Genomic DNA, 22437 nt, shown 5'->3' with positions numbered 1-22437 from the left:
GTTATTAAAATTGGTCGGTGACAGCTCCCTTCGACGAACAAGAAACCGTGTGTGCATACTTGCCAAGCACTCCTTTGTTATAAAGCGGTGGAGCTGTCCATTGTTCGCGGCGCGTTTCCAATTCTGCCTTCGGAACATCCATCGTAATTTCTTGTTTATCGGAGTCAATCGTGACGATATCCCCTTCTTTCAATAAGGCGATTGGTCCGCCAGATTGGGCTTCCGGAGCAATATGGCCGACAACCAGGCCATGCGTTCCACCAGAGAAACGTCCGTCTGTCAACAATGCCACCTTTTCACCCAGCCCTTTTCCGACTAAGATAGCCGAGATAGAAAGCATTTCCGGCATGCCCGGTCCGCCTTTCGGGCCTTCATAACGAATGACCAATACATCCCCTTCGTTGATTTCATTGTTGATGACAGCCTCTGTTGCTTCTTCTTCGGTGTCGAAAACACGAGCAGGGCCGGTGTGCCGTTTCACTTTCACTCCCGATACCTTGGCTACCGCACCACTCGGAGCCAAGTTTCCTTTTAAAATAACCAAAGGACCATTTTCCCGCAAAGGCTTGTCAATCGGCATAATAATTTCCTGTCCTTCTTTAAAGGAAGATGCTTCTGCTGCATTCTCCGCCACTGTTTTTCCAGTAATGGTCATACAATCGCCGTGCAAATAACCAGCTTCATAAAGAAACTTCATGACAGCGGGTACACCGCCGATCCTGTGTAAATCCTCCATGACATATTTTCCACTCGGTCGTAAATCGGCAACATGTGGCACTTTCTTCTGAATCCTGTCAAAATCATCGATGGTGATATCGACCTCGACGGATTGAGCAATCGCCAACAAATGAAGAACCGCATTGGTAGAGCCACCGAGCGCCATGACTACCGTGATGGCATTCTCAAAAGCCTCTTTCGTCATAATGTCTTTTGGATAAATTCCGAGCTCCAACATCTTATAGGCTGCTTTACCAGCCTCCACACAGTCCTTCCGCTTTTCTTCCGATTCTGCCGGGTTTGAAGAACTGCCCGGTAAACTCATTCCCAATGCTTCCACAGCAGTGGCCATCGTATTCGCCGTATACATCCCACCACAGGACCCTGCTCCAGGACATGCATGGCACTCGATTCCATGCAGCTGCTCATCACTGATGTCGCCATTGTTATGCTGACCGACTCCTTCAAAGACAGAAACAATATCGAGCTTTTGTCCCTTGTGAAATCCAGGAGAAATCGTACCTCCGTAGACAAATACACCCGGAACATCAGAGCGGGCGATGGCGATCATACAGCCCGGGATGTTTTTATCACAGCCGCCAATCGCTACATAAGCATCTAAGTTTTCTGCCCCTACAACAGTTTCGATCGAATCAGCAATGATATCCCTGCTCGGGAGTGAGTAACGCATTCCTTGCGTTCCCATCGAAATGCCATCCGATACTGTAATTGTATTGAACACCAGGGGAACTCCACCGGCGTCTTTGGCGCCTTCTTTGGCTTTTACTGCCAAGTCATGCAGATGAATGTTACAAGGAGTCACTTCACTCCAAGTACTTGCCACCCCGATCATCGGCTTTTTGAAGTCTTCGTCCGTCACCCCTACCGCGCGAAGCATCGCCCGATTCGGGGCCCGTTTGGGGTCATCGCTGAACACTTTGCTTTTGATCCGTAAATCTTTTTCCATTATGTATGCCTCCCTCTTTCTTTCTAACAACTATAATAGCTTTTTCAGAAGGTTTCAATATATTTATTCTATTCTGAAAAATTTATCTGTTTTTGCAGATTTACGAAAAATAAAGCAAAATAGTTAAACTCCTTCCCCGAAAAAAACGGGAAGGGAAGCCCTGTATCCAAGCTTCCCTTCCCGTTTTTTCGAATTACAGTAGAGAGATTATAAAACTGATCACTACAATAGCTCCGATAATCATCAAGATGGTTCGTAGCATTTATTTCACCCTTCCTATTCAACAACTAGTTGTCTTTTCCTTTTTCAGATGGCGGACAAACAGCTTTTTGCTAATTGGAGAACATTAACAATTATGCCAGTTGAGAAGGATACAGCGTCATGCCTCCATCGACGAACAGGGTGGTCCCGGTAACATATCCAGCTTCTTCAGAAACAAGCCAGGCCGCCGCTGCCGCAATCTGATCTGGCTTACCTATTTTGTTCATCGGTATTTTTTCTAAAGTCGCTTCCTTTTCTTTCCCTTGTTTTTCCTCTGCAGGGTTTGCTGTGTTTCAATGGTTCCCGGTGCTATGGCATTGACTCGGATTCCACGCCCGGCATATTCCAAGGCAAGTGTTTCTGTCATCATCTTCAGTCCGCCCTTTGTAGTAGAGTAATGGACATTATGAATTTTGGGGATTTGCTGATGGACACTTGAAATATTGAGGATGCTTCCCTTAATATCATGGTCAAGCATGTACTTGATTGCTTCCCGGGAACCGAGAAATGCTCCGGTTAAATTGACCTCCAATACACGCCGCCAATCCTGGAGGCTTAATTCATGTGAAGGACAGCCGTTGCTGAAACCGGCATTGTTCACCATTACTTGGATAGCACCGAAACGCTGGATTGCGGCGTCAATCAACTGGCGCATCCCTTCTTCACGGGAAACATCGGCCTCCACCGCCAAGGCATTGCCGCCCTGTTCTTTAATCAAACGCACCGTTTCTTCCGCACCATTTGGATCGGTATGGTAATCAACGACTACATTCATATTTTCCCTTCCAAACCGCACAGCGATCCCTTGACCGATCCCTTTTGAAGACCCTGTAACGATGGCTGTTTTTCCTGCTAAATCCGGATACATATAAAAATCCCCCTTCACGTTTGCTGCTATGGACTAAGTACCCGGAAATGAGGCGTGAGAAACAATTTATTCAGCAGTAAAAAGAACGGAAAGAACAAGTGCAATTGTTGTCGGCTTTATTCGAATTATGATAGTCTTTCATGTGTGCACATAAAAAGAGTTAAGACAATCTTAGACAACGAAGGGAATAGGATAGGTGAAAGTCAATATATTAGTATGGCTGGTCATACTGACGGCTTGCGTCCTGTTTATTGTATTCTATATAGAAAATCAACGTTTGGAGTTTGAGCCCCAAAAGGAAGATATTGCGGAAAATAGCGAGTTACCTGAAGAACTGCACCCTATTGTAGAAGAGAAAAAGAACCAATTAGTAGAACGAGCGGAGGAACAAGGGATCACCATTATCATTACCGAAGGCTTTCGCACCGCAGAACGCCAGGATGAATTGTTCAAACAAGGCCGTTCAGAGGAGGGCGACATTGTCACCTATGCGGAAGGAGGAGAATCCTATCATAATTACGGCTTGGCCATCGATTTCGCCCTCCAGAATGAAAAAGGGCGGGCCATTTGGGACATGAACTATGATGGAAATAACAATGGCGAATCAGATTGGATGGAAGTCGTCGAAATTGCCAAGGAGCTAGGATTCGAGTGGGGTGGCGATTGGGCTCGATTCAAAGACTATCCCCATTTACAGATGGATTTCGGACTGAGCATCTATGAATTGAAACGAGGCAAACGTCCGGATGATCCTGTTTCTGATTAGTTACTATATTTTATTCGGCAAATTTGTCAGAAAATCGTGCTTTTTGTTCCAATCCGAAAGACAGAGGGCACTTTTTAACAGTAAAAGGTACTTTTAAAGATACCAAGCGGCGGAGCCCTAGTTAGTGTCGAACCAAAACCGGACGATTCGAAATGCTAAACTTTCGAATTCGTTCGGTTTTTTGTTTTTATATACCACGGACAGCGAAGTACCTTGCCGAAGTGGATTGTTTTTCCTCTTTCATTGGTAAGGTAAATTCTTTTCATACTTCCTATCCAGTTATCGTTTTTAAAAATGAGTTGATAGTATGTCCCCACCTTTTCTTTATTTACCAATTCCGTTAGTGATTCAAACTGCAATGACAGCGTGAAAATTCTTTGTGCAATTCCTGTCCTCTACGGAGAACCATCGCACCAACTTCCTGACCAATACACAACGGGCTAGATCCCCATAGGAGAACAGCCCGATATGTTATTCACTGTATTTGTATTCTACTGTACTGTAAACCTGCGCACTTGCTTTGGGGTCAATATAGAACTTGGCACTATTCACCGCCGTGCATGCTTCGGTATAACCAGATGCAATCAGCATCGATTTTCTCGGATAATGAACAGCGTCACCGGCCGCGAATATCCCTTCTACATTTGCTGCCATGCCTGCATCAACCGTGATTTTACTTTTTTCAACGGCCAGATTCCATTGTTTAAACGGGGCGGCTTTGAATTCAATACCTTGATATACCAATACCTCATCGATTGTTACCTGAATTTCTTCTTCCGATTCCTGATTCACCAGCCTTGCCTGACTAAGACGGCCCTCCTGGTCAATCAGTTCGACCACTTCATGGTACAGTCTGACTTCTACCGTCGACTGTGCAAGCCGCTCTTCGTCTCCCGGTCCAACGTGCTGGAATTCTCCAGATTCATTCACAAGAATTACTTTTTCTGCTTGCTCTTCCAATGCCAACGCCCAGTCAATCCCGACTCGGTTTTTTGAAACGATCATGACCGTTTTCCCGCTGAGCTTGTCTCTATTATTCAACGAATAGTGGAGCTGACCGCCTTCGTATGCAGAAGCGTTTTCTGCTGTAAGCCGAACCGGCTCATATATGCCGAATCCGGTCGCAAGGATTACCGTTTTCGAATAATGTATTTCTCCCGATTCGGTGGTCAAAGCAAAGTTTCCATCTTCCATTTTATCTATCGCTGTTACATATTGATTATAAATCATTTCCGGTTCGTGGCGTTCCGCTTGTTCTTGCATTTGTCGAACCAGGTCCTCACCGGATATGCGTGGAATACCTCCTACATCATAAATGTATTTTTCCGGGTAAAACTGAGCAACCTTTCCTCCAAGATGCCGGCCGGACTCTATCACCTTCGTTTTCATTTGCCGCATTCCACTATAAAAGGCAGCGAACAATCCAGTTGGGCCTCCCCCGACGATCGTTACCTCATACAACTCCTTGTCTCTGGCCATCAAAAAAACTCCTTTATGGATTCTTGTCTATTCTCACCTTGCCGTTATTCCTGCAAATCTGCTTCTGCTGTTTCAACTACTATGTAATAACAACGCTTTCAAAGCTGCTATATCTAAATATGACCTTAATTGAGAATCATTATCATTATAAACCATATTGCCAATAAATCAAGGGATTCATACCTTTTCGAAAGAAACAATACCGCAGCAGTATTGTCATTGACTCAGAAAAGCCGGTTAAGGCAACCCTGTATGTGGAATAATATTGTTGTCTATAGACCTAAAAGGTTGAGGAGGAATAAAATGAAGAAGATTTTAATGGTCGTCACCAATCACAAATCATTAGGTGATCCTTCGAGAGAAACCGGACTATGGCTAAGCGAGTTCACGAAATTTTATCACCGGGTTAAACATACATTTGCAATCGATATTGTCAGCCCTTCCGGCGGTGAAGTTCCAATAGACCCTCGCAGTTTAACGGAGCTGTTAGTAAGCAAGCAACTCCGCAATTACTACAATGATCAGACTTTCATGGAATGGTTGAAACAACCATACTCACCCGGAGAAATAAACCCGTCTGACTATGAAGCGATTTATTTCGCCGGTGGACACGGGACCATGTGGGATTTCCCGAAAAACCGCGAACTTCAGGCCATTACCCGGGCAATCTATGAAAATGGAGGAATTGTGGCGGCTGTTTGCCATGGACCAAGTGCACTCTATGATCTTCAGCTGACGAATGGCAATTATCTACTTGCCGGAAAAACAGTAACCGGGTATTCCGACCGAGAAGAAAAAGCAATGATGTTGTTCAAGTACCTACCTTTTTCTTTAGAGGATAAATTGAAGGCCCACGGAGCCGACTATGAACAGGCTGCTTTACCGTTCAAATCATGTGTAAGAAAAGACGGACGGATCGTAACCGGGCAAAATCCCGCATCCACTAAAGGTGTCGCAAAACACGTCGTTGCTCTTTTAAACCAAACATAAAAGAAGACCTTAAGCCAAGCCTCAGAGCAACTGTCTTTTCCGCATGATTAGACGCTGAAGCTAGACATAATCAGACCAGTTCTACATTTCACTTCTATCCTTCCGCCGTCTAGGATTATCGCTGATCCATTTCCAGTGCCGCCCGGATGCCGGATTCTATCGCCCCCTCGATCCACCCATGATGAGAGGAAGTTTGCTCTCCAGCAAAATGGATCCTGCCTTCCGGTTCCTTCATCACTTGAGAAAACTCTGTTATTTGATTTGGCTTGAATAAGGTAAAGCACCCCGCCGAGAATGGATTTAAGTTCCAACTGAAGGCAAAACTGGTCAGAAATTGTTCGTACACTACGTTGCCGAAAAACTTAGCAAGGCCTTGCATTGCCTGCCTGACTTTCTCCCGTTGTGGCAACGCATCCCATGGTGTCGCGTTTTCGCCCCAACTATAACTGACGAGTAAAATCCCTGGGCCCGGTGTGCCAATACCTCGGCTTGGCGTATAAGTAAACCTGGTCGTTAAGTCACTGATAATATTGGAACCCCGCAGGCCCTGTTCTTCCCAAAACTTGTTTTTGAACTGCATCGCAATTTTAGTGGAAGCAACATGGTGCATTTCATGAATAGCCTTTCTTTTCATAAAGCTTATGGTGTGATGCGGCAACACTTCGATAAATTGGAAGACTGGAAATGGAACGGTAGTTAGCAGCAAATCCCCATTAAACCATTCCAAACTACCCGTTTGCGTATTCCGACAATGGACAGTTACACCGTCAGACTGATGAATAATACGATTCGCCTTCATTCCTAAACGAATATTATCGGATAAAAGTGGTACAAAGGCAGCCGGGAGCCGATCATTGCCGCCGGTGACTTCATAGAAGTCTATCTCCCCATTGAAGACCGTACCGACAATATCAGAAAGAATATTGAGAAACGACAATTCGGGAAATCCTTCAATTCCAAGCAGTACTTTTACTTTCCGTACAGCCTGCGAAGAAAGCTGCGGCCCTATCGGATTATGGCGCAGAAAGTTTTCCATACTATATCGATCATAATGGGCAATCAATTCCCGTTTCTGTTCCGGTGTCGACTGTTCATAAAGCGATAGAAATGGATCGACTGCTTCCTGAAAAAGTTCTGTCGCTGTTTTTCCTTGTTCATGGGACGGGAGCGGATAACCAAATAAATCTGGATCTCGTTCGTATTGTTGACGCGTCAACGTAACATGGTTGGAATGCAGATAGTCACCTGGAGAGTTGTTGATAAACGGATTTATCGGTAGTTTGAATTTCTCTATGTACCCCATTGTGAGTTGATGGTCGGCAGGTATCCGCATTGCCCCGACGTCAATATAATCATCCCCGATAAACGGTTCTCTTACGGTATAAACCCTGCCACCCACGCGATTACTCCCTTCGAGGATCGTTACCTCGTGCCCGGCTTCTTTAAGTAACGAGCCTGCTACCAGACCGGTCATTCCCGCTCCAATAATGATGACCTTCTTAGCACTTCCAGCCGGATTCAAACCTGTTTTCACGATAGGTAAGTATTGACCTGCCAAATCCACGTCATTAAACAGTTCATTCGCTCTAAGCTGTCTCATTTTTTCCCCAACCTTTTTTATTTCCATATTTATGCATAATGATGTGCTACATTCCAGTTCTATTATACTGTTTTTTCCAAATATGCTCCGTGTGCGGCACAAGCAAAAAGTGACGTTTTTTTACAAATCGGCTAATTATCATTAAAATAGAGGGAGAACCCAATTCTAAGAGACTTTTTTTGCAATTTCACCATAGAGAGGCGTGAAGGAATTGTTTCAAGATATCAGTTGGACAGAAATCGCCAATTTACAGCAGACTGGGGAACATACATTAATTGATGTACGTTCGCCATCCGAGTATGCCGAAGCGACGATTCCCGGAAGCATCAACATTCCCCTGTTTGATGATGACGAACGAGCGGAGATTGGGACATTGTACAAGCAGGAAAGCCCCGAAGCTGCCAAACAGCGCGGCGTCGAGGTTGTATCTGCCAAGCTTCCTGCGTTCATCAATGCTTTCCAAGCAATAGACAATGATAAAACAGTATTCTGCTGGCGGGGCGGGATGCGCAGTAAAACCGCTGCGACGGTGGTTGATTTAATGGGAATCAAAGTGAACCGGCTGCAGGGAGGGATCCGTTCTTATCGCCAGTGGGTAGTCAAAACACTGGAATCCTTTGAGCTTGCACCTCAAGCGATTGTGCTCAATGGTTATACAGGTGCTGGCAAAACAATTATTTTGGAAGAGTTGGCTAAGGATGGATATGCCGTACTCGATTTCGAAAAAATGGCCAATCACCGTGGTTCAATTTTCGGCCAAATCGGTTTGGAACCAAATAAACAGAAAAAGTTCGAATCACTTCTTCTTCATCAGCTTTTGAAGGTACAGCAGGCTCCCTTTGTTGTCATGGAAGCTGAAAGCAAGCGGATCGGAAAAGCAACATTGCCCGAGTTCATGGTGGAAAAGAAAGAGCATGGAACACACCTGTTTATCGACATCCCTATCGAGGAGCGGGTGAAAAATATTTTAGACGATTACCAGCCTTGGGAACACCACGAGGAAGCCCTCGAGGCATTTAAACGGATCAAAAAGCGGATCCATACACCAGTAGCCGCCGAAATCGAGTCCAGCTTGCGGAAAGCGGATTACGGTCAAGCTACCAGGCTGCTGCTAGAATATTATTATGATCCGCTTTACAGTTATTCAGCTAACAAGCACGATAACCATACAATACATGCAACAAGCACCGAGGAAGCAATCCCCCTTGTCAAGAAGTTCTTGGCTAACCAGGAAGTTTACCAGCATTGACAGCCTGCCGTCATTCAGGACGGCAGGCTCGTTTTTTCTAGCGCTTTTGTTCGAGAGGCGTAACCAGTACTTCTTTTCCTATTTTCAGCCTTTCCGAGGCAGAATTCTCACTATCCATCCTTCCTATCACTACTTCACCGGCGTGATGCTTGCCGCCAAACAACTGGACGTCTGCTCCTGCCATCACAAAGTCTTTTGTAAAGATATTGTTCAGCCAGGTGTTGTCTGCTCGGTATTGTACCGCGATAACCGGATTGCCATGATAGTCATAATCAGGGTTACCGATCGCTATAAAGTTTTCTATGCCGACATTACGATAGCCGGAAACTACCAAAGCACGCGGCGATGATGGTTGATACAGTTGAGAATAAACAGGGCAAATCGAAATCAGATTTACGGCCAAGATACCTTCCGCTGTCTTGGAATAAGGTTCTCCATGGTAATGATGTCCGATATGTCGGAAATTGTAGGATCGATTATCATTTGTCGATAGATGTCCTGCAATAACCGTATGCATGGCCGCAGAAGCATTAACATGCGCTTTGACCTCCACCCCTCCGAAACACCGGGCCGAGGAATTGTTTACAAGCCAGACATGTTGGGAACCGTCATCCACTTCGAAGCCGTTGGAATTGGAATACCCCTTGCGATGGGAACGTCCGCTTGGATCAGCCATGTGGGAGTTGGAGATTAAAATCTTCCTGCTGTGATGAGTAGTGATGCCATCATCTCCAAACCCACGGCCTGTTAGCTGATCAAGCCAGATATAACTGCTTTCGCCCTTTCCGCGAAAACCGTCTCCAGCATAAATGTAATAGACTGACGAGATGTCAAAGCCATGAAGCCCCGGATTGACAGCTTCCACTTGTCTTACCCAGCCGTAAAGCACATGGGCATAAGTCAAGCAGCTGGAAAAATTGTTGCCAAAGCTGATCTTCTCGTGCCCTTTTAGCCTTTCCACATTCCAATCAAGGGTCATTCCTTCCACATATAAATGGCTATTGCCTCGAAAGTGATTCGCATTGGTAATCAGTCTTTTCCATTTTGGCGCAGAATCGGCCAGTTTTAAGATCGTTTTCCCTTTTCCCGCTCCAAAAAGAAAAGTGAAAGAAGGCAACTTGATTCCTTTCACCACATAACAGCCAGCCGGAATGTTCACCTTCACGCTGCCTTTTCCAATCGCTTTTTGAAATGCCTTTGTACAATCCGTCTGTCCATCTCCAACCGCCCCGAAATCTGTCACATCGACCTCGCGTTTTACTTTTTTGAATAACCATTTTTCCTGAGCATCCAGGGTGATCTTCCAATTGGGGTAGACAGTGTTTGCGTTTTCAAACACTGGCTCCTGATTCGTTCGCTCGGGCGCTGCTCTTTGCGAAAAGATCCCTTTCAAGCTTTCCAACAACTTTTGGCATAACGATGTACCGCTTTGTTGTTCACACCTTGTTATACGACGATTAGACTGGACCTGCCGGTATCGTTTCTTGATAATGCGCGCGGTTTGCTTTGGTCGTATTTCACCAGGAAAATACCTGGAAATTAACTGCTCATTTTGACGGGGGTCATGGCCTTGCCTCCATTCACCCATCGTTTCACCTGCTTTCCATTATGGATATATTTTCTTACTATCCTTTTCCCAATTCCCTACAGATAGAATCTAAAAAGATATTCAAAATATATTGAATTATATATTCTATAAGTATAGTATACAGAAAAAGACACTTATGGAGGGAAGAACATGGAGATTATCCAAACGAGTGCACGAAAAAGAGAATCCTACAAAGTCGAAGTAAAGTCCTCCTTATTATGGGAATGCGCCCTGGGAATTGCCGCTATCACCAATACACCGTTGCTTAGCAGTTTGGAAAAGAAGGAGTCGGAGTGGAAAACCATCAAGGATGCTTTGTCTGCAGACATGCTGTCCCAACTGGAAGTTGTCCAAAAACATAACACGTGGAAGGCGCTTTTGCAGCTTTTACATCAGAAAGAATTTACATCCATAGAGGATTTTCACGATACCGTGTCACAATTGACAACTGTCGAACTGAAAGCTGCATGTCTGCCATTTTTAGGAGGTGCCCATCAAGCTGATGTTCAAAAAGCTGCGGAAGGACACAAAGAATCTATGAAGGCACTTATGGCTGCGGCCGAGGATCACAGCTTCTTTTCTGCTTATATTTCATTTATTTGTGAAACCGATCCCTCCTTTTTACGAGCACATCTCTGTTCCACCCTGGAAGGCTGGTATCAAACGGTCATCCAACCGGAAGCAGAGCAACTCTCCCGGGTTCTGACTGCCGATGTAACTGCCAAGAAGGCAATGCTGAAAAGAAAACATCCTGAAGAGATGGTCACCTGGGCAACAGGTGGGATCAATTATTCGCCGGAGCCAAGTGTCCATACTGTTTTGTTGATCCCTCATATCGTATATCGTCCATGGAACGTGGAAGCAGACTTGGCAGGATATAAAATTTTCTATTACCCGGTTTCCAACCAAAGCTTGCATCCAGCTGACCCTTATACACCCGACCAGTTTCTCGTACTAAAGTACAAAGCACTGGGGGATGAACAGCGGATGAAAATGATAAAAATGCTAGCCGAAAGAGAGCATACACTCCAGGAAATGACCAATCGATTGGGGATGGGAAAAACCACTGTCCACCATCATTTAAAAATACTCAAGTCTGCACGGCTGGTGCAAAACAATGGTCCCGTATACAGTCTGAATGGCAATGTGCTGCAGGCGCTTTCCGATGATTTGGAAAATTACCTGGATTCCGGGTTATAAAAAGGAGAAGAAGATGAAAAAAACTGTCTCGATACTTCGATCAACCAACGTCCCTTTATCAAAAAACTATCCATTGTTCCGTTTCATCGGCGGCAATGTAATTTCATTCATGGGTGATCAAATTTACATGATTGCCCTGCCCTTAATGGTTCTTTCTGTTACCGGGTCCCCTATCAGCATGGGAATCGTTTCTGCCTTGGAGCGTCTGCCGGTTCTGGCCCAGCCGCTTATCGGAATTCTTTCAGATCGGTTTTCCCGAAAGCGTCTGCTGCTTATTGGGGACGGAGGCAGATTTCTGTTAACAGGCTGGATCGGTTTTATCAGCCTTTATGGAAATTTGCATGTATGGCAGTTATATATCGCCGCTTTCGGTATTGGCCTGCTTAGCCAAGTATATAATACTTCCCAATTCGCTACTGTTCCAAGCCTCGTTTCCAAACAGCACCTGCAGCTGGTGAACTCCATCAACACAGGAGCTTTACAGACTGCGACTTTATCAGCACCAGCAATTGGCGGGCTAATCATAAGTTTATATCATCCGGGTATCGCACTTTTGGTTAATAGTTTCAGTTTTTTTATTGCTTTTGCAGCCGTTGCAAGTATTCAACTGCCTTCCAACCAACCTCAGGAATCCAGAAAGACAACGATCCTGCAGGACTTGAAGGAGGGCTTTCATTTTGTACTTACGACAAAGGCGATCTTGTTCACAAACTTAGCGATGTTGTTTTCCACCTTTGGAACGACACTGCTGTTGACATTACTCGTATTTCACCTTAAAGATACGATACACCTCAGCTCCTACCAAATTGGCTGGCTGCTATCCGGGGGTGGAGCCGGCGCAATCGCAGGCGCTCTTTTTTCCGGTATTTTGACAACGTTTTTCCGTTATCGGTCCTTGTTGTTTTCCGCTGCGTTCACAGGCGGCTTGTCCGTCATCGTGTTGAGCCAGATGCAATCTTTTTTCTTGTTGCTTGCAGCCAATATGGCCGGCACCTTCATGGTCGCTATCCTGAACCCTTGTCTTGCTACAATTCGACAAACATTGACACCTTTTCGCCTACTCGGGAGGGTACAAGCGACATCCCGGTTTATGGCATGGATTCTGCTGCCTGTTGCCGCATTATCAGCCGGTCTGCTTGCAGATTTAACCAGCACTGGAACAACCCTTTTTATTGGAGGGACAGTCTCGACGCTAGCCTCTTTTTTCTATCTGCATCCTTCCTTATCCAGCAAAGCGGTACAGATAAAGGACAGGAAACGGCAAGCTCAATAAAACCTTCTGTTCCGGAGACTATTCTTCCCTGGCATGGTGGAAAAAAGCTTGCAGAAAAAACCAGGGTTTTTCTGCAAGCTAAGGAAAGCGCCTCTTACGCTATTAAATGTTTGATTAGATGATTCCCTGCCCAAAGTAAACAACCAACAATACCAGTACTGCCAGGATACCGTTCTCGGCCGGTCCCCCCGTTCTCACCGTGAGCGGAAGCCGGAACGTCATTTGTAAAGGATAGAGAAGTTTGATACCATTTTTCGTTGCCGCATCCAACAAAAGGTGGCTGGTTGCACCCACAAGTACCCCCGTGGTTATCTCCTCGGGTAGATGGAACAAGGAAAACAGTACTTGAATCAACAAAAGAAATAAGAGGCTGTGTGTAAACGTTCGATGCCCGAATAAGGTACTTACCAATTTTGATAACAAAGGTACTTTCCTACCGATTTTACTGCCGCTATGACAAATATCGGGGAGCAATGCTCCGAAAATGCCGGCCGCCGTCAGTAACAATGGATCGTAAGATGTGAAGCGGGTTGTGACAACACAAGCCGCTATCCCGCCAATAATATGTGTTTTTCCAGTCATGGTGTATCCTCCAAGTTGATTTGGTTCTTTGACAACAGCTATTCATTCTTCTCCGTTGCCACCTTATTTTCCGGATAAGAGATCCAGTCGCTGAAACTTCCCGGGTATAATTTTACATCCTGGTAACCAACCTTTTTAAGCGCCATGATATTCGGACAGGCGGACACCCCCGAACCGCAGGAAACGATGATTTCCTCATCAGCCGGTAAAGCAGCGAAGTGATTGGTTAGTTCTTCTTCATTTCTCCACTCGCCATCATCCGTCAGCACTTGCTTCCAAAAATAATTGATAGCGCCTGGAATATGTCCAGCATTTTGATAAAGCGGCTCTGTCTTACCGAGATAGCGTTGATGGGAGCGGGAATCGATTAAATGAGAAGTACTGTCAGCCATTTTTTGTTTCACGTAATCGATATCGACGACCTGATGGCCCTGTATGTCCGGCAAAAAAGTTTTCGGCTTTGGCGCAGGGATTTCACGGCTCATCGGATACCCGTGTTTTTCCCAGCTCTCCAATCCGCCATCCAGGAGAAATGTCCGCTCATGTCCATAATAAGTTAGCAACCACCAACAACGGGCAGCGAACATATCATTCCCTTGATCATATATAACAACAGTCGTCTGACTTCCGATACCGGCTTTGCCCAGCTTTTCTGCAAATGTATCTGGATCCGGCAAAGGGTGGCTTCCCCCGTGTTCGCCTTTTTCTCCTGACAAATCCTGATTCAAATCAAAGTACACAGCCCCTGGAATGTGCCCTTGGAAATAAGCCTGCTTTCCAGCTTCCGGGTCCGTCAACTCAAACCGCGTATCGAGTAGCACGATATCTGTCTCTGCAGACTCTTTTATTTGGTCATACACCCAATCTGCCGTCACGAAAAAGTCCATTTGCCTCCTCCTTTTATTTCAGGCTTTCTTTTCCGTCAAGCTGGCAATCTCCACGATTGTTTGAACTGCCTTTTCCATATTCTCGACAGAAATAAATTCATACTTCCCGTGGAAGTTTTCTCCGCCTGTGAAAATATTCGGGGTCGGCAGTCCCATAAAGGAAAGCTGGGAACCGTCTGTGCCACCCCTGATTGGTTTTACATCGGGGGTTATGCCAATTCGCTCCATTGCTTCGTACGCTATATCGACAATTTCCTTCACAGGTTCAATTTTTTCCCGCATATTGTAGTACTGATCTTTCATCTCCAACAAGACAGCTTTGTCGCCATATTTTTGTTTTATTTCTTCAACTGTCGCTTCGATTTTGGATTTCTTTCCCTCGAATTTTTGACGGTCATGGTCACGGATTATGTAATACAGCTTTGTTTCCTCGACATCTCCTTCGAAAGAAATGAGATGATAAAAACCCTCGTAATCATCAGTATATTCCGGTGCTTCTTCGGCAGGCAGAGCGGCATGAAATTCCATCGCAATTTTTGCAGAATGGATCATTTTGTTTTTAGCCGACCCCGGGTGCACATTTTTGCCGAAAAACGTCAGACGTGCAGCGGCTGCATTAAAGCTTTCATATTCCAGCTCACCCAATGGTCCGCCATCGACCGTGTAGGCGTAATCTGCCTGAAAACGATCGACAGCAAAACGGTGCGGCCCCCTGCCGATTTCTTCATCCGGCGTGAACGCCACCCTGACCTTCCCGTGCTTGATCTCTTGATGGTTAATCAGATAAGCCATCGCCGTCATGATTTCCGCTATACCCGCTTTATTATCGGCTCCTAATAACGTGGTTCCATCCGTGGTGATCAAAGTGTGACCGTGATAATTCCCTAAGCTGGGAAAATCAGAAGGTGACAATACAATGTTACGACTTTCATTCAACAAGACGTCACCGCCGTCATAATTTTCGACAAGCTGCGGATTGACATTCTTTCCGGTAAAATCTGTCGCCGTGTCGACATGGGCCAAAAAGCCGATTGTCGGTACCTGTTTGTCCGTATTTGCAGGAAGGGTCGCCATAACATAGCCATTATCATCAATTGTGACTTCTTCCATCCCAATTTCTTTTAGTTCGTCTACAAGCATATTTGCCAGGGTCAACTGACCGGGAGTAGACGGGCAGCTGTCGACGCTTTCGTCTGATTGGGTTTCAACTTTTACATAGCTGGTAAATCTGTCTATGATTTCGTTTTTCATGTTCCTCATCTCCATTCTTCTTCTTACCGCTATCTTATCATAACTACTTTTCCTTCTGGCCGGTTTTGTTTTGCAAAAGAGCGTGATTTACGCGTACGTAACCGATGAATTTAACATAGTTCGTTAACTTACACAAACAGGAATGAAATAGAGCCTCAATAAAGTGGTTGGTACTACTTAGATCCCAATGTGCAACGCATCATTTAGAAGGTAAATCCCGTGAAAGTTGAAGTATTCTATTAAACAGAGGAAAGGTACGCAGACTGCAGCGGAAAAACGCGAGCTGAAGAGCCACTTGGTAAAGCGCTTTTCTTTACCAAGTTAGTGTCCATGCCCGTGGAAAGCGAAGTGCCTTGCAGGAGTAGAGTATCTATACCATACCCCCCCAAAAGAAACTTAGAAGGTATTTTTTTACAGGTTACCCAAAAGAAAAACCGAACGCATTCGACTTCTCAGGAGGATTTCGAATCATCGTTCGGTTTTTTTTTTGGTTACTATTCTTTATCCCTGCTGTTTTTCCTACTGATCTAGCGGATAGCGTCGATCAAAGAAACAAGCTCGGTCTTTAAGTCAGCGTTGATATGCTTGTCAGGCTGGTGGTCAATAAATTTCACCATTTTATCGTAATGCTTACTGTTTTTTTCAGCATTCTTCAGCTTAGCAAGCAATGCATTTTTAATTCCGCCTGGTTTAATCTCGCTATCGATGATCAACTGCCTCAACGAACTGCGATCGATAGAAGCGAAATCATCAATACTTCGCGGCTTCAGCTGGTAAGTACCGTTAAAAACACTGGCAAGTCCAGTAATGGAAACAACATCTCCATTTTGGTAAGGAAAGGCGTCATAATCTGTTCCGGTTCGATTATCCAGGCGGACAACGACCGATTCACCGTTTGTATTGACTGCAGTAAATTCAGTAGTGCCATAATTGTCGGCTTTTCGCAAGTCGGTAATTTCGACTGCTTCCAAGCTCACCAAGCTACCTTGATAGGCGGATAACTCTTCCGGACCAATAACAACCGGGCTGGGTACCTCGGCAGAACCGATCACTTCGAACGCTTGAATATTCAGAAGCTCTTCTTCCCCATTGTACGTCTCGGTAGTCCCAGTCAATTGGACAATGTCCCCCGGATTCACATCTTGCTCGCTTTGATAAACATAAATGCCTGCTGTTCCATCCTGTACATAGAAGCCTTTCGCTCCCCATAACCCTGAAGCTGTTGTAACAGTCCCCTGGATTGTTGCCAATTCGCCATCTTCCAGGGCGCGTACCTGATCGATAGGCGCCGCTTCCGGCAATTCAGGTGTTTCTTCTTCCGGGAGTTCTTCCGGTACGGCATCCGGATCGATGGTCACGGTTTCTGTCAGCAAGTTGGAAGAACCTTGCTTGACCCGCAAGTTTGCCTCTCCGTCCACACCAGATTTAATGCGGACATACAATGTCTTGGAAGCATAACCTTGTTGATCAGCATTCAATGTAAAGTATTCAGAATATCCGTAATTGCTCGACCAATTTTCACCATCTAAGCTGAATTGGGCGACCTGCTGTCCGCCATCCAGGTAAATTCCTAAACGAAAGTCGGATTCCGTTCCATTCGCTCCAAGGTTGTCACCGGAAAAACGGATTTGGAATTCCTGCATGTCACCGGGCAGTGTATCCTGATATTGCAATTGATACTCCGGATTGGATGCCTCTTCTTCCGACCCGTATGCACCAGGCTGGAAGGTCGTACGGTCATACCATTCATAACCAGAAGGCGGGTTGGACCATGGTTCTGCTTCCGGTTCTGTGCTGTTTTCCGGGATTTCAAAATCATGAAGTTCCGTCGGTTCATCCAACGGTACACCTTGCCCAGTGAAGTCAGCATAATCTTCTTGTTCCGCCAGCCAGTTGATCAAATTGGTAAGAAGAATTCCGTCATCTGCCTCTTCAAACCCATCATAGGTCGTTTTCGTACTGCCAGAATCCTCTCTTAGATAAGCAGGACTGCTGTCTTCCACAGGAGAGGAATCACCAATAAACGCTGCCTTTCCCTGGCCGACTTTTGAGATAGCTACAAATGCTCCTTCATCACGTCCGCCTCCATTGTAAACACCCTGGTCGACTGCCGGCCCCCATGAAGAAACGCCTTCTGGAACGTAAACGAGCCCTTTGGCCTTCGATGGATCAGTCACAGCAATGGTAGCTCCGGCATGAAAAGCCACTCCATCGACACCTTGCGTGATTCCAAAACTATCATTAGGGGCTACAATATCTTCTGCCACTCCATCACCGATGGCATTAAAACGAAAGCGGACACCGAAATGGTCAGCAAGCCAATCTGAATTAGTTACGTCCTGCATTGCTTCAGATTCGATTTCATCCTCTTCGAATCCTTTTGTAGGATTATCGAAGGCACCACGGCGGTATCCATTGAAGATTTCCCCTGAATCCCAACGGTTCAAGTTCCGATCGGCATTATAATGATCGGCGATATAGAAAACACTGCCGCCGTTCTCGACAAATTGCAATATGGCAGCTTGTTCTGCATCCTTGTACGGAATGTTGGCTTCAGGTATGACAAAAACTTGGAAGTCTGCCAGATCTTCGTAAGTAATCGGCGTCCTTTGTCTAAGTTCTTCCACATAATAGCCTTCACCGGCTATCGCCTCGCCAAAATCAGAAAATGCACCATTGATGACCCAGTCGGCAGCTCCTGCCGTCTGGCCGTGCGTATTGTCGAATAAAACTTTCGTGTCGTTGTTCTCATTTTCAACAGCCGGTTCGATTACCGGAGCAGGCGCATCGACAGAAGTAATCGGTAAACCGTCTGCCTGCGCTGTCTCTGGAGAATATCCTTGCAAACAACTGAATAACGCAAGTACAGCTAAACCACTTAAAAGCTTCCTAATGAAAAGTTTCCCCACAGTTTCCTCTCCCTTATCCGTTATAGTCTTGCTTCTTCTACTATACAAGCTATTTGTTAAGCTAGGATTAAGGATAGCTAAAAAAGCAGAAAACACATCGATGGACCTATGTCTGTTTTGTCGAAAAACCAAAAAAATTTAATCCTTTTGCACTACTTTCATTACAAAACAAGATTTGCGATGAGCCAAAGCAGGACAAAACTGATGATAATGGTGATATTTGCGATGGTACCGACAAGTTTGGTATCATAACGGAATTCTACAGAATAAGCCAACGAAGTTGCAGCAGTCGGCAAAATAAGGGCAATTAATAACGTGTATTTGAATAAGTCCTCAAATGGCAGCAGCCAAAACAGGCAGGAACCGACGGCAATTCCGGTGGCATATCGAAAAATCAAAAATTTCGATATGATTTTTAAATTGCTTTTGTCGAATTGTAAATTTAAATAGATGCCTAAAATAAGCAGCGATAAGGGCATGTTTGCCTGGGATATTGTTCCTGCAACGCCAAGCGCGAAATCGGGCAGTTGAAGTCCCAACAAATTGATGGTGCAAACAAGGATATACGTCATCAAGGGGATAGATTTAAAGATTTTTGTCGCCATTGCTTGGAAATCCGGTTTTACATCTCCACTGGCAAAATAGGTCGCCACAATATAATTAAGCCCAAAAATGACAAAGGCATTACCAGCATCGAACATACCAAAGTATTTCAACCCTTCACTCCCCCAAATGCCCTCTACGAGCGGAAAAGCAAACAGGCCTATATTGAAACCGGGAAGGGTCATCAGCAACATCCCTTTGTTGAATGAACCCTCGTTGCGAAATACAAGAGAACCTAAGAGGGCCATTAAACACCCATATACAAAAGCGATGATCACCAATAAAAACAGCGAAGGATCAATGACGATCTCACTGAAACTTACGATAAGCAAACAAGGGAGGGTAACGTTTAACACCAGTCGGGTCAACCCTTCTCCTTCTCGTTCCCGGATTATATCGAACCTTTTTAAAATGTAACCTAAAATAATGATGGAAATAGAATATAAAAATTGCTGATTGAAACTGTCCATGTAGATGTCTCCTCTGATGATTGGCATTCAAATTTTGGGCATATGTAATCAACTATATAACCAGCAAAAGAAGGTTTGCAACCATTTAAAACGTAATGTCTTAAGAGAAGAGACTGCACTTTCCCATTATTTAACACCCTGTTTTTCATCCAATTGGCAAAAAACCGCATAAACTAACAAAAATTGAGCAGTTAGAATCAATCAATTCATCCCTGAATTTAGTAAAATAAAGGTAACATGCAACAGGAGGAACAGCAGTGACCGAAAAACTAAAACAATTCCGCTATGTCGTTTTTTTCGTTGTCGTCGCTTCGTTGATCGTTGTCGGTTCATCCACCTATATCTTTTCTAAGCCGATTCGTTCCCAAGACAACGCTGAAAACGTCCCTACCGTTTTTGTCCATGGTTTTAAAGGAACCTACCGCTCTTTTGATACATTACTTGATAGGTTGGAAGTAGATATTCCCGATACCAGACGCCTCACCTTCCATATCAATGAACAGGGTGTCCTCTCCATTAAAGGAAGGTACTTCAGCCAGGAACATCCCTTTATTCAAGTTGTTTTTGAAAACAACCAGGCCAGCATCGCCGACCAGACAGTCTGGATTCGGAAGGTGATGGCGGCGCTGCATGAAAACTATGGTTTCGAAAAAGCCAATCTGGTCGGACATTCCATGGGAGGTTTAGCTGCTGCCAATTTTTTATTAACCAGCAGCGAAGACAATTATCCATCTGTCAATAAACTGATCGTAATCGGCAGTCCTTTCAAGGGAATCAGCGCTGAAAGGTATTACAAGCCTGGGAGCAGTGCCGCTGCAGTAGACCTTAGGGTTGATTCACCTGCATTGGCATCGATGGCCGCCCACAAAGCTGCCTTTCCTGCTAACACCGAGGTACTTGCAGTTGCTGGAGCCCTGCACCGTAATGACAATCCAGGGGATGGGCTTGTAGCAGTAAGCAGCGCCCTTGGCATTAAGGACATCGTTCCTAGGGCTCATTACAGACAGGAAGTTTTTTATGATACAGAAGCAACCCATTCCGGACTCCACGAGCATCGAGGAGTGGATAAGGCAGTTACAGCCTTTCTGTGGCCTAATCTATAATCAATGATAATCAGAGCGGGAGCATTCAATGAATGTTGCCGCTCTTTCTATAAGCACTTTAACTGGTGTATCTTTCTGTAAAAGATGAGTGATCATTTATTGCTACGAAAACACCAACCGATTTTCCTCTTTGAAAAGGAGAAACTGAGTCTAAAGTCTTCACCATCCTCTATATAGAGAATATCGAAACCATAAAAACACAACCTATATTTAATAAAATTTTCAATTGATTTTGACACGCTTTCAAAAAAGATATACTATATGAACATATGCTAATATAAGCACATAAGTAGTTCACATACATACTGTGAGATGAGGAGGTCATCCAGGTGGAAGAATCAAGCGAAGAAGTGTTAGCAGATAACAATCATCTTGATGAAGAGACCCTGTTTATTGTCTCTCAAACGTTCAAGGCTTTAGGAGATCCAACACGGATCCGAATTCTTCATCTATTATTTAACAAAGAGTACTCTGTCAATGAAATTGCTGAAAAATTACAATTAAAACAATCTACGGTTTCCCACCAACTTCGCTTTTTGAAAAATCTGCGACTTGTCAAGTATCGAAGAGCTGGAACCACTTTATTTTATTCCCATGATGACCAGCATGTAATCGGCATTTTGAAACAAACGATTGAACATGCCCGGCATTAAGAAGGAGGAAAAACGATGGGACACGATCATAATCATGGGCACGATCACACCCATGGTGCAAATAAAAAAGCACTGTTAATCAGTTTTTTCATCACTTCTGGATATATGGTGCTGGAAGCAATCGGTGGCTTTTTAACAAACAGCCTTGCCTTATTATCAGATGCCGGCCATATGTTAAGTGATTCTGTATCCCTTGGTGTTGGAGTGCTCGCTTTCGTTCTTGGTGAAAAAGTGGCCAATTATAGCAAGACGTATGGATATAAACGATTTGAAATCCTGGCAGCCTTGTTCAACGGGGTCACCCTGTCGCTAATTGCTGTCTATATCTTTTATGAAGCATACCAGCGCTTCCAAAATCCGCCGGAGGTAGCTTCTACAGGGATGCTGGTGATCGGTACGATTGGACTGATTGTCAACATATTTGTTGCCTGGATTTTAATGAGAGGCGATACAGAAGAAAACCTGAATTTACGTGCAGCTTTTCTCCATGTAATCGGTGATTTGCTCGGATCCGTTGGCGCCATTATAGCCGCGCTGCTTATCCTGTTCTTCAATTGGGGATGGGCAGACCCGCTGGCCAGTGTGATAGTCGCGGTCCTTGTATTGATAAGCGGCATCCGAGTTACCAAAGATGCATCCCATATCTTGATGGAAGGCACGCCAAAGAATGTCGAGCTAAGCGATATCATCGAAGTCATCGAAAATATTCCCGGTGTTCACAGTATCCATGACCTTCATGTTTGGAGCATCACCAGCGGACAAAATGCACTGTCCTGCCATGCTGTCGTCAATGATAACCTATCGATCCATGACAGCCAGAAGCTGCTCCGTACGATTGAAGACCAGTTGCAACACAAAGGAATCGGCCATGTAACCGTGCAAATGGAAAACGAAGAACATCCTCATGATGATTCGCTTATGTGTAAAGAAAGCACACATTCTCCTGTGGACCATCATGATGAGAACTAAAAGGGCTTTAAAAATACGTGACTTTTGATTATTGACTTAACGATAGTAAAAA

At 44.8% G+C, this 22437-nt stretch carries 17 protein-coding genes and 1 pseudogene; 8 read left to right on the top strand and 10 right to left on the bottom strand.

Features of this window, described 5'->3' with window-relative positions; translation table 11 throughout:
- Nucleotides 1-4 precede the first annotated feature (4 nt).
- Both ilvD and ERJ70_RS00675 read right to left on the bottom strand, forming a co-directional pair.
- Complete coding sequence (gene ilvD, locus ERJ70_RS00680) at nucleotides 5-1684, bottom strand: dihydroxy-acid dehydratase (protein ID WP_209366492.1); 1680 nt, start codon at nucleotides 1682-1684, stop codon at nucleotides 5-7.
- A 353-nt stretch (nucleotides 1685-2037) separates the two neighbouring features.
- Nucleotides 2038-2813 (bottom strand): annotated as a pseudogene (locus ERJ70_RS00675) (glucose 1-dehydrogenase).
- A gap of 196 nt (nucleotides 2814-3009) precedes the next feature.
- Between ERJ70_RS00675 and ERJ70_RS00670 the strand changes: the two are divergent.
- Complete coding sequence (locus tag ERJ70_RS00670) at nucleotides 3010-3579, top strand: M15 family metallopeptidase (protein WP_309507196.1); 570 nt, start codon at nucleotides 3010-3012, stop codon at nucleotides 3577-3579.
- Between the two features lie 471 nt (nucleotides 3580-4050).
- Here the strand turns inward: ERJ70_RS00670 and ERJ70_RS00665 are convergent, their stop codons facing one another.
- Nucleotides 4051-5058, bottom strand: coding sequence for an NAD(P)/FAD-dependent oxidoreductase (locus ERJ70_RS00665; protein ID WP_209366491.1), 1008 nt, complete (start codon nucleotides 5056-5058; stop codon nucleotides 4051-4053).
- 303 nt (nucleotides 5059-5361) lie between these two features.
- Here ERJ70_RS00665 and ERJ70_RS00660 point away from each other — a divergent pair, with 303 nt between their 5' ends.
- A complete protein-coding gene (locus tag ERJ70_RS00660; RefSeq protein ID WP_209366490.1) occupies nucleotides 5362-6048 on the top strand; it encodes a type 1 glutamine amidotransferase domain-containing protein in 687 nt (228 codons plus the stop codon).
- A 115-nt stretch (nucleotides 6049-6163) separates the two neighbouring features.
- Here the strand turns inward: ERJ70_RS00660 and ERJ70_RS00655 are convergent, their stop codons facing one another.
- Nucleotides 6164-7648 (bottom strand): flavin monoamine oxidase family protein, encoded by a 1485-nt coding sequence (locus tag ERJ70_RS00655; protein ID WP_209366489.1) that lies wholly within the window; start codon nucleotides 7646-7648, stop codon nucleotides 6164-6166.
- 211 nt (nucleotides 7649-7859) lie between these two features.
- On the opposite strand from ERJ70_RS00655, the gene mnmH reads away from it, so the two are divergent.
- Nucleotides 7860-8897 (top strand): tRNA 2-selenouridine(34) synthase MnmH, encoded by a 1038-nt coding sequence (gene mnmH / locus ERJ70_RS00650; protein ID WP_209366488.1) that lies wholly within the window; start codon nucleotides 7860-7862, stop codon nucleotides 8895-8897.
- A gap of 37 nt (nucleotides 8898-8934) precedes the next feature.
- Here the strand turns inward: mnmH and ERJ70_RS00645 are convergent, their stop codons facing one another.
- On the bottom strand, nucleotides 8935-10485 hold the full coding sequence (locus tag ERJ70_RS00645; protein WP_209366487.1) for a glycosyl hydrolase family 28-related protein: 1551 nt from the start codon (nucleotides 10483-10485) through the stop codon (nucleotides 8935-8937).
- A 150-nt stretch (nucleotides 10486-10635) separates the two neighbouring features.
- Between ERJ70_RS00645 and ERJ70_RS00640 the strand changes: the two genes are divergently transcribed.
- Both ERJ70_RS00640 and ERJ70_RS00635 read left to right on the top strand, forming a co-directional pair.
- Nucleotides 10636-11685, top strand: coding sequence for an ArsR/SmtB family transcription factor (locus tag ERJ70_RS00640; protein ID WP_209366486.1), 1050 nt, complete (start codon nucleotides 10636-10638; stop codon nucleotides 11683-11685).
- 13 nt (nucleotides 11686-11698) lie between these two features.
- Nucleotides 11699-12958 carry an MFS transporter gene (locus ERJ70_RS00635; RefSeq protein WP_209366485.1) on the top strand — a complete coding sequence of 420 codons (1260 nt, stop codon included), beginning with the start codon at nucleotides 11699-11701 and terminating at the stop codon, nucleotides 12956-12958.
- A gap of 114 nt (nucleotides 12959-13072) precedes the next feature.
- Here ERJ70_RS00635 and ERJ70_RS00630 read toward each other — a convergent pair whose 3' ends face one another.
- The 5 genes from ERJ70_RS00630 to ERJ70_RS00610 all read right to left on the bottom strand — a co-directional run bounded on the left by ERJ70_RS00630 (nucleotide 13073) and on the right by ERJ70_RS00610 (nucleotide 19660).
- Nucleotides 13073-13540 (bottom strand): metal-dependent hydrolase, encoded by a 468-nt coding sequence (locus ERJ70_RS00630; RefSeq protein ID WP_209366484.1) that lies wholly within the window; start codon nucleotides 13538-13540, stop codon nucleotides 13073-13075.
- 38 nt (nucleotides 13541-13578) lie between these two features.
- Nucleotides 13579-14427 carry a sulfurtransferase gene (locus ERJ70_RS00625; RefSeq protein ID WP_209366483.1) on the bottom strand — a complete coding sequence of 283 codons (849 nt, stop codon included), beginning with the start codon at nucleotides 14425-14427 and terminating at the stop codon, nucleotides 13579-13581.
- Between the two features lie 18 nt (nucleotides 14428-14445).
- Nucleotides 14446-15678, bottom strand: a complete 1233-nt coding sequence (gene pepT / locus ERJ70_RS00620) for a peptidase T (protein WP_209366482.1) — start codon at nucleotides 15676-15678, stop codon at nucleotides 14446-14448.
- Nucleotides 15679-16205: 527 nt separating this feature from the next.
- Nucleotides 16206-18587: a DUF5689 domain-containing protein gene (locus ERJ70_RS00615; protein ID WP_209366481.1), complete on the bottom strand. Its 2382-nt coding sequence runs from the start codon at nucleotides 18585-18587 to the stop codon at nucleotides 16206-16208.
- A 161-nt stretch (nucleotides 18588-18748) separates the two neighbouring features.
- Nucleotides 18749-19660: an AEC family transporter gene (locus tag ERJ70_RS00610; RefSeq protein WP_209366480.1), complete on the bottom strand. Its 912-nt coding sequence runs from the start codon at nucleotides 19658-19660 to the stop codon at nucleotides 18749-18751.
- A gap of 257 nt (nucleotides 19661-19917) precedes the next feature.
- Here ERJ70_RS00610 and ERJ70_RS00605 point away from each other — a divergent pair, with 257 nt between their 5' ends.
- The 3 genes from ERJ70_RS00605 to ERJ70_RS00595 all read left to right on the top strand — a co-directional run bounded on the left by ERJ70_RS00605 (nucleotide 19918) and on the right by ERJ70_RS00595 (nucleotide 22385).
- On the top strand, nucleotides 19918-20763 hold the full coding sequence (locus ERJ70_RS00605; RefSeq protein ID WP_209366479.1) for an alpha/beta fold hydrolase: 846 nt from the start codon (nucleotides 19918-19920) through the stop codon (nucleotides 20761-20763).
- Between the two features lie 329 nt (nucleotides 20764-21092).
- Nucleotides 21093-21416, top strand: coding sequence for an ArsR/SmtB family transcription factor (locus tag ERJ70_RS00600; protein ID WP_209366478.1), 324 nt, complete (start codon nucleotides 21093-21095; stop codon nucleotides 21414-21416).
- Nucleotides 21417-21431: 15 nt separating this feature from the next.
- Complete coding sequence (locus ERJ70_RS00595; RefSeq protein ID WP_209366477.1) at nucleotides 21432-22385, top strand: cation diffusion facilitator family transporter; 954 nt, start codon at nucleotides 21432-21434, stop codon at nucleotides 22383-22385.
- Nucleotides 22386-22437: the final 52 nt, after the last annotated feature.

It is taken from the genome of Sediminibacillus dalangtanensis, assembly GCF_017792025.1.
Taxonomy (GTDB): domain Bacteria; phylum Bacillota; class Bacilli; order Bacillales; family Amphibacillaceae; genus Sediminibacillus; species Sediminibacillus dalangtanensis.
This window is presented reverse-complemented; position numbering and strand designations above follow the sequence as displayed.

Bases quoted from the DNA above. Each gene is read 5' to 3' on its own strand.
- ilvD (WP_209366492.1), bottom strand. From the start codon at position 1,684: ATGGAAAAAGATTTACGGATCAAAAGCAAAGTGTTCAGCGATGACCCC.
- ERJ70_RS00665 (WP_209366491.1), bottom strand. From the start codon at position 5,058: ATGGCCAGAGACAAGGAGTTGTATGAGGTAACGATCGTCGGGGGAGGC.
- ERJ70_RS00660 (WP_209366490.1), top strand. From the start codon at position 5,362: ATGAAGAAGATTTTAATGGTCGTCACCAATCACAAATCATTAGGTGAT.
- ERJ70_RS00655 (WP_209366489.1), bottom strand. From the start codon at position 7,648: ATGAGACAGCTTAGAGCGAATGAACTGTTTAATGACGTGGATTTGGCA.
- ERJ70_RS00645 (WP_209366487.1), bottom strand. From the start codon at position 10,485: ATGGGTGAATGGAGGCAAGGCCATGACCCCCGTCAAAATGAGCAGTTA.
- ERJ70_RS00640 (WP_209366486.1), top strand. From the start codon at position 10,636: ATGGAGATTATCCAAACGAGTGCACGAAAAAGAGAATCCTACAAAGTC.
- ERJ70_RS00635 (WP_209366485.1), top strand. From the start codon at position 11,699: ATGAAAAAAACTGTCTCGATACTTCGATCAACCAACGTCCCTTTATCA.
- ERJ70_RS00630 (WP_209366484.1), bottom strand. From the start codon at position 13,540: ATGACTGGAAAAACACATATTATTGGCGGGATAGCGGCTTGTGTTGTC.
- ERJ70_RS00625 (WP_209366483.1), bottom strand. From the start codon at position 14,427: ATGGACTTTTTCGTGACGGCAGATTGGGTGTATGACCAAATAAAAGAG.
- pepT (WP_209366482.1), bottom strand. From the start codon at position 15,678: ATGAAAAACGAAATCATAGACAGATTTACCAGCTATGTAAAAGTTGAA.
- ERJ70_RS00610 (WP_209366480.1), bottom strand. From the start codon at position 19,660: ATGGACAGTTTCAATCAGCAATTTTTATATTCTATTTCCATCATTATT.
- ERJ70_RS00595 (WP_209366477.1), top strand. From the start codon at position 21,432: ATGGGACACGATCATAATCATGGGCACGATCACACCCATGGTGCAAAT.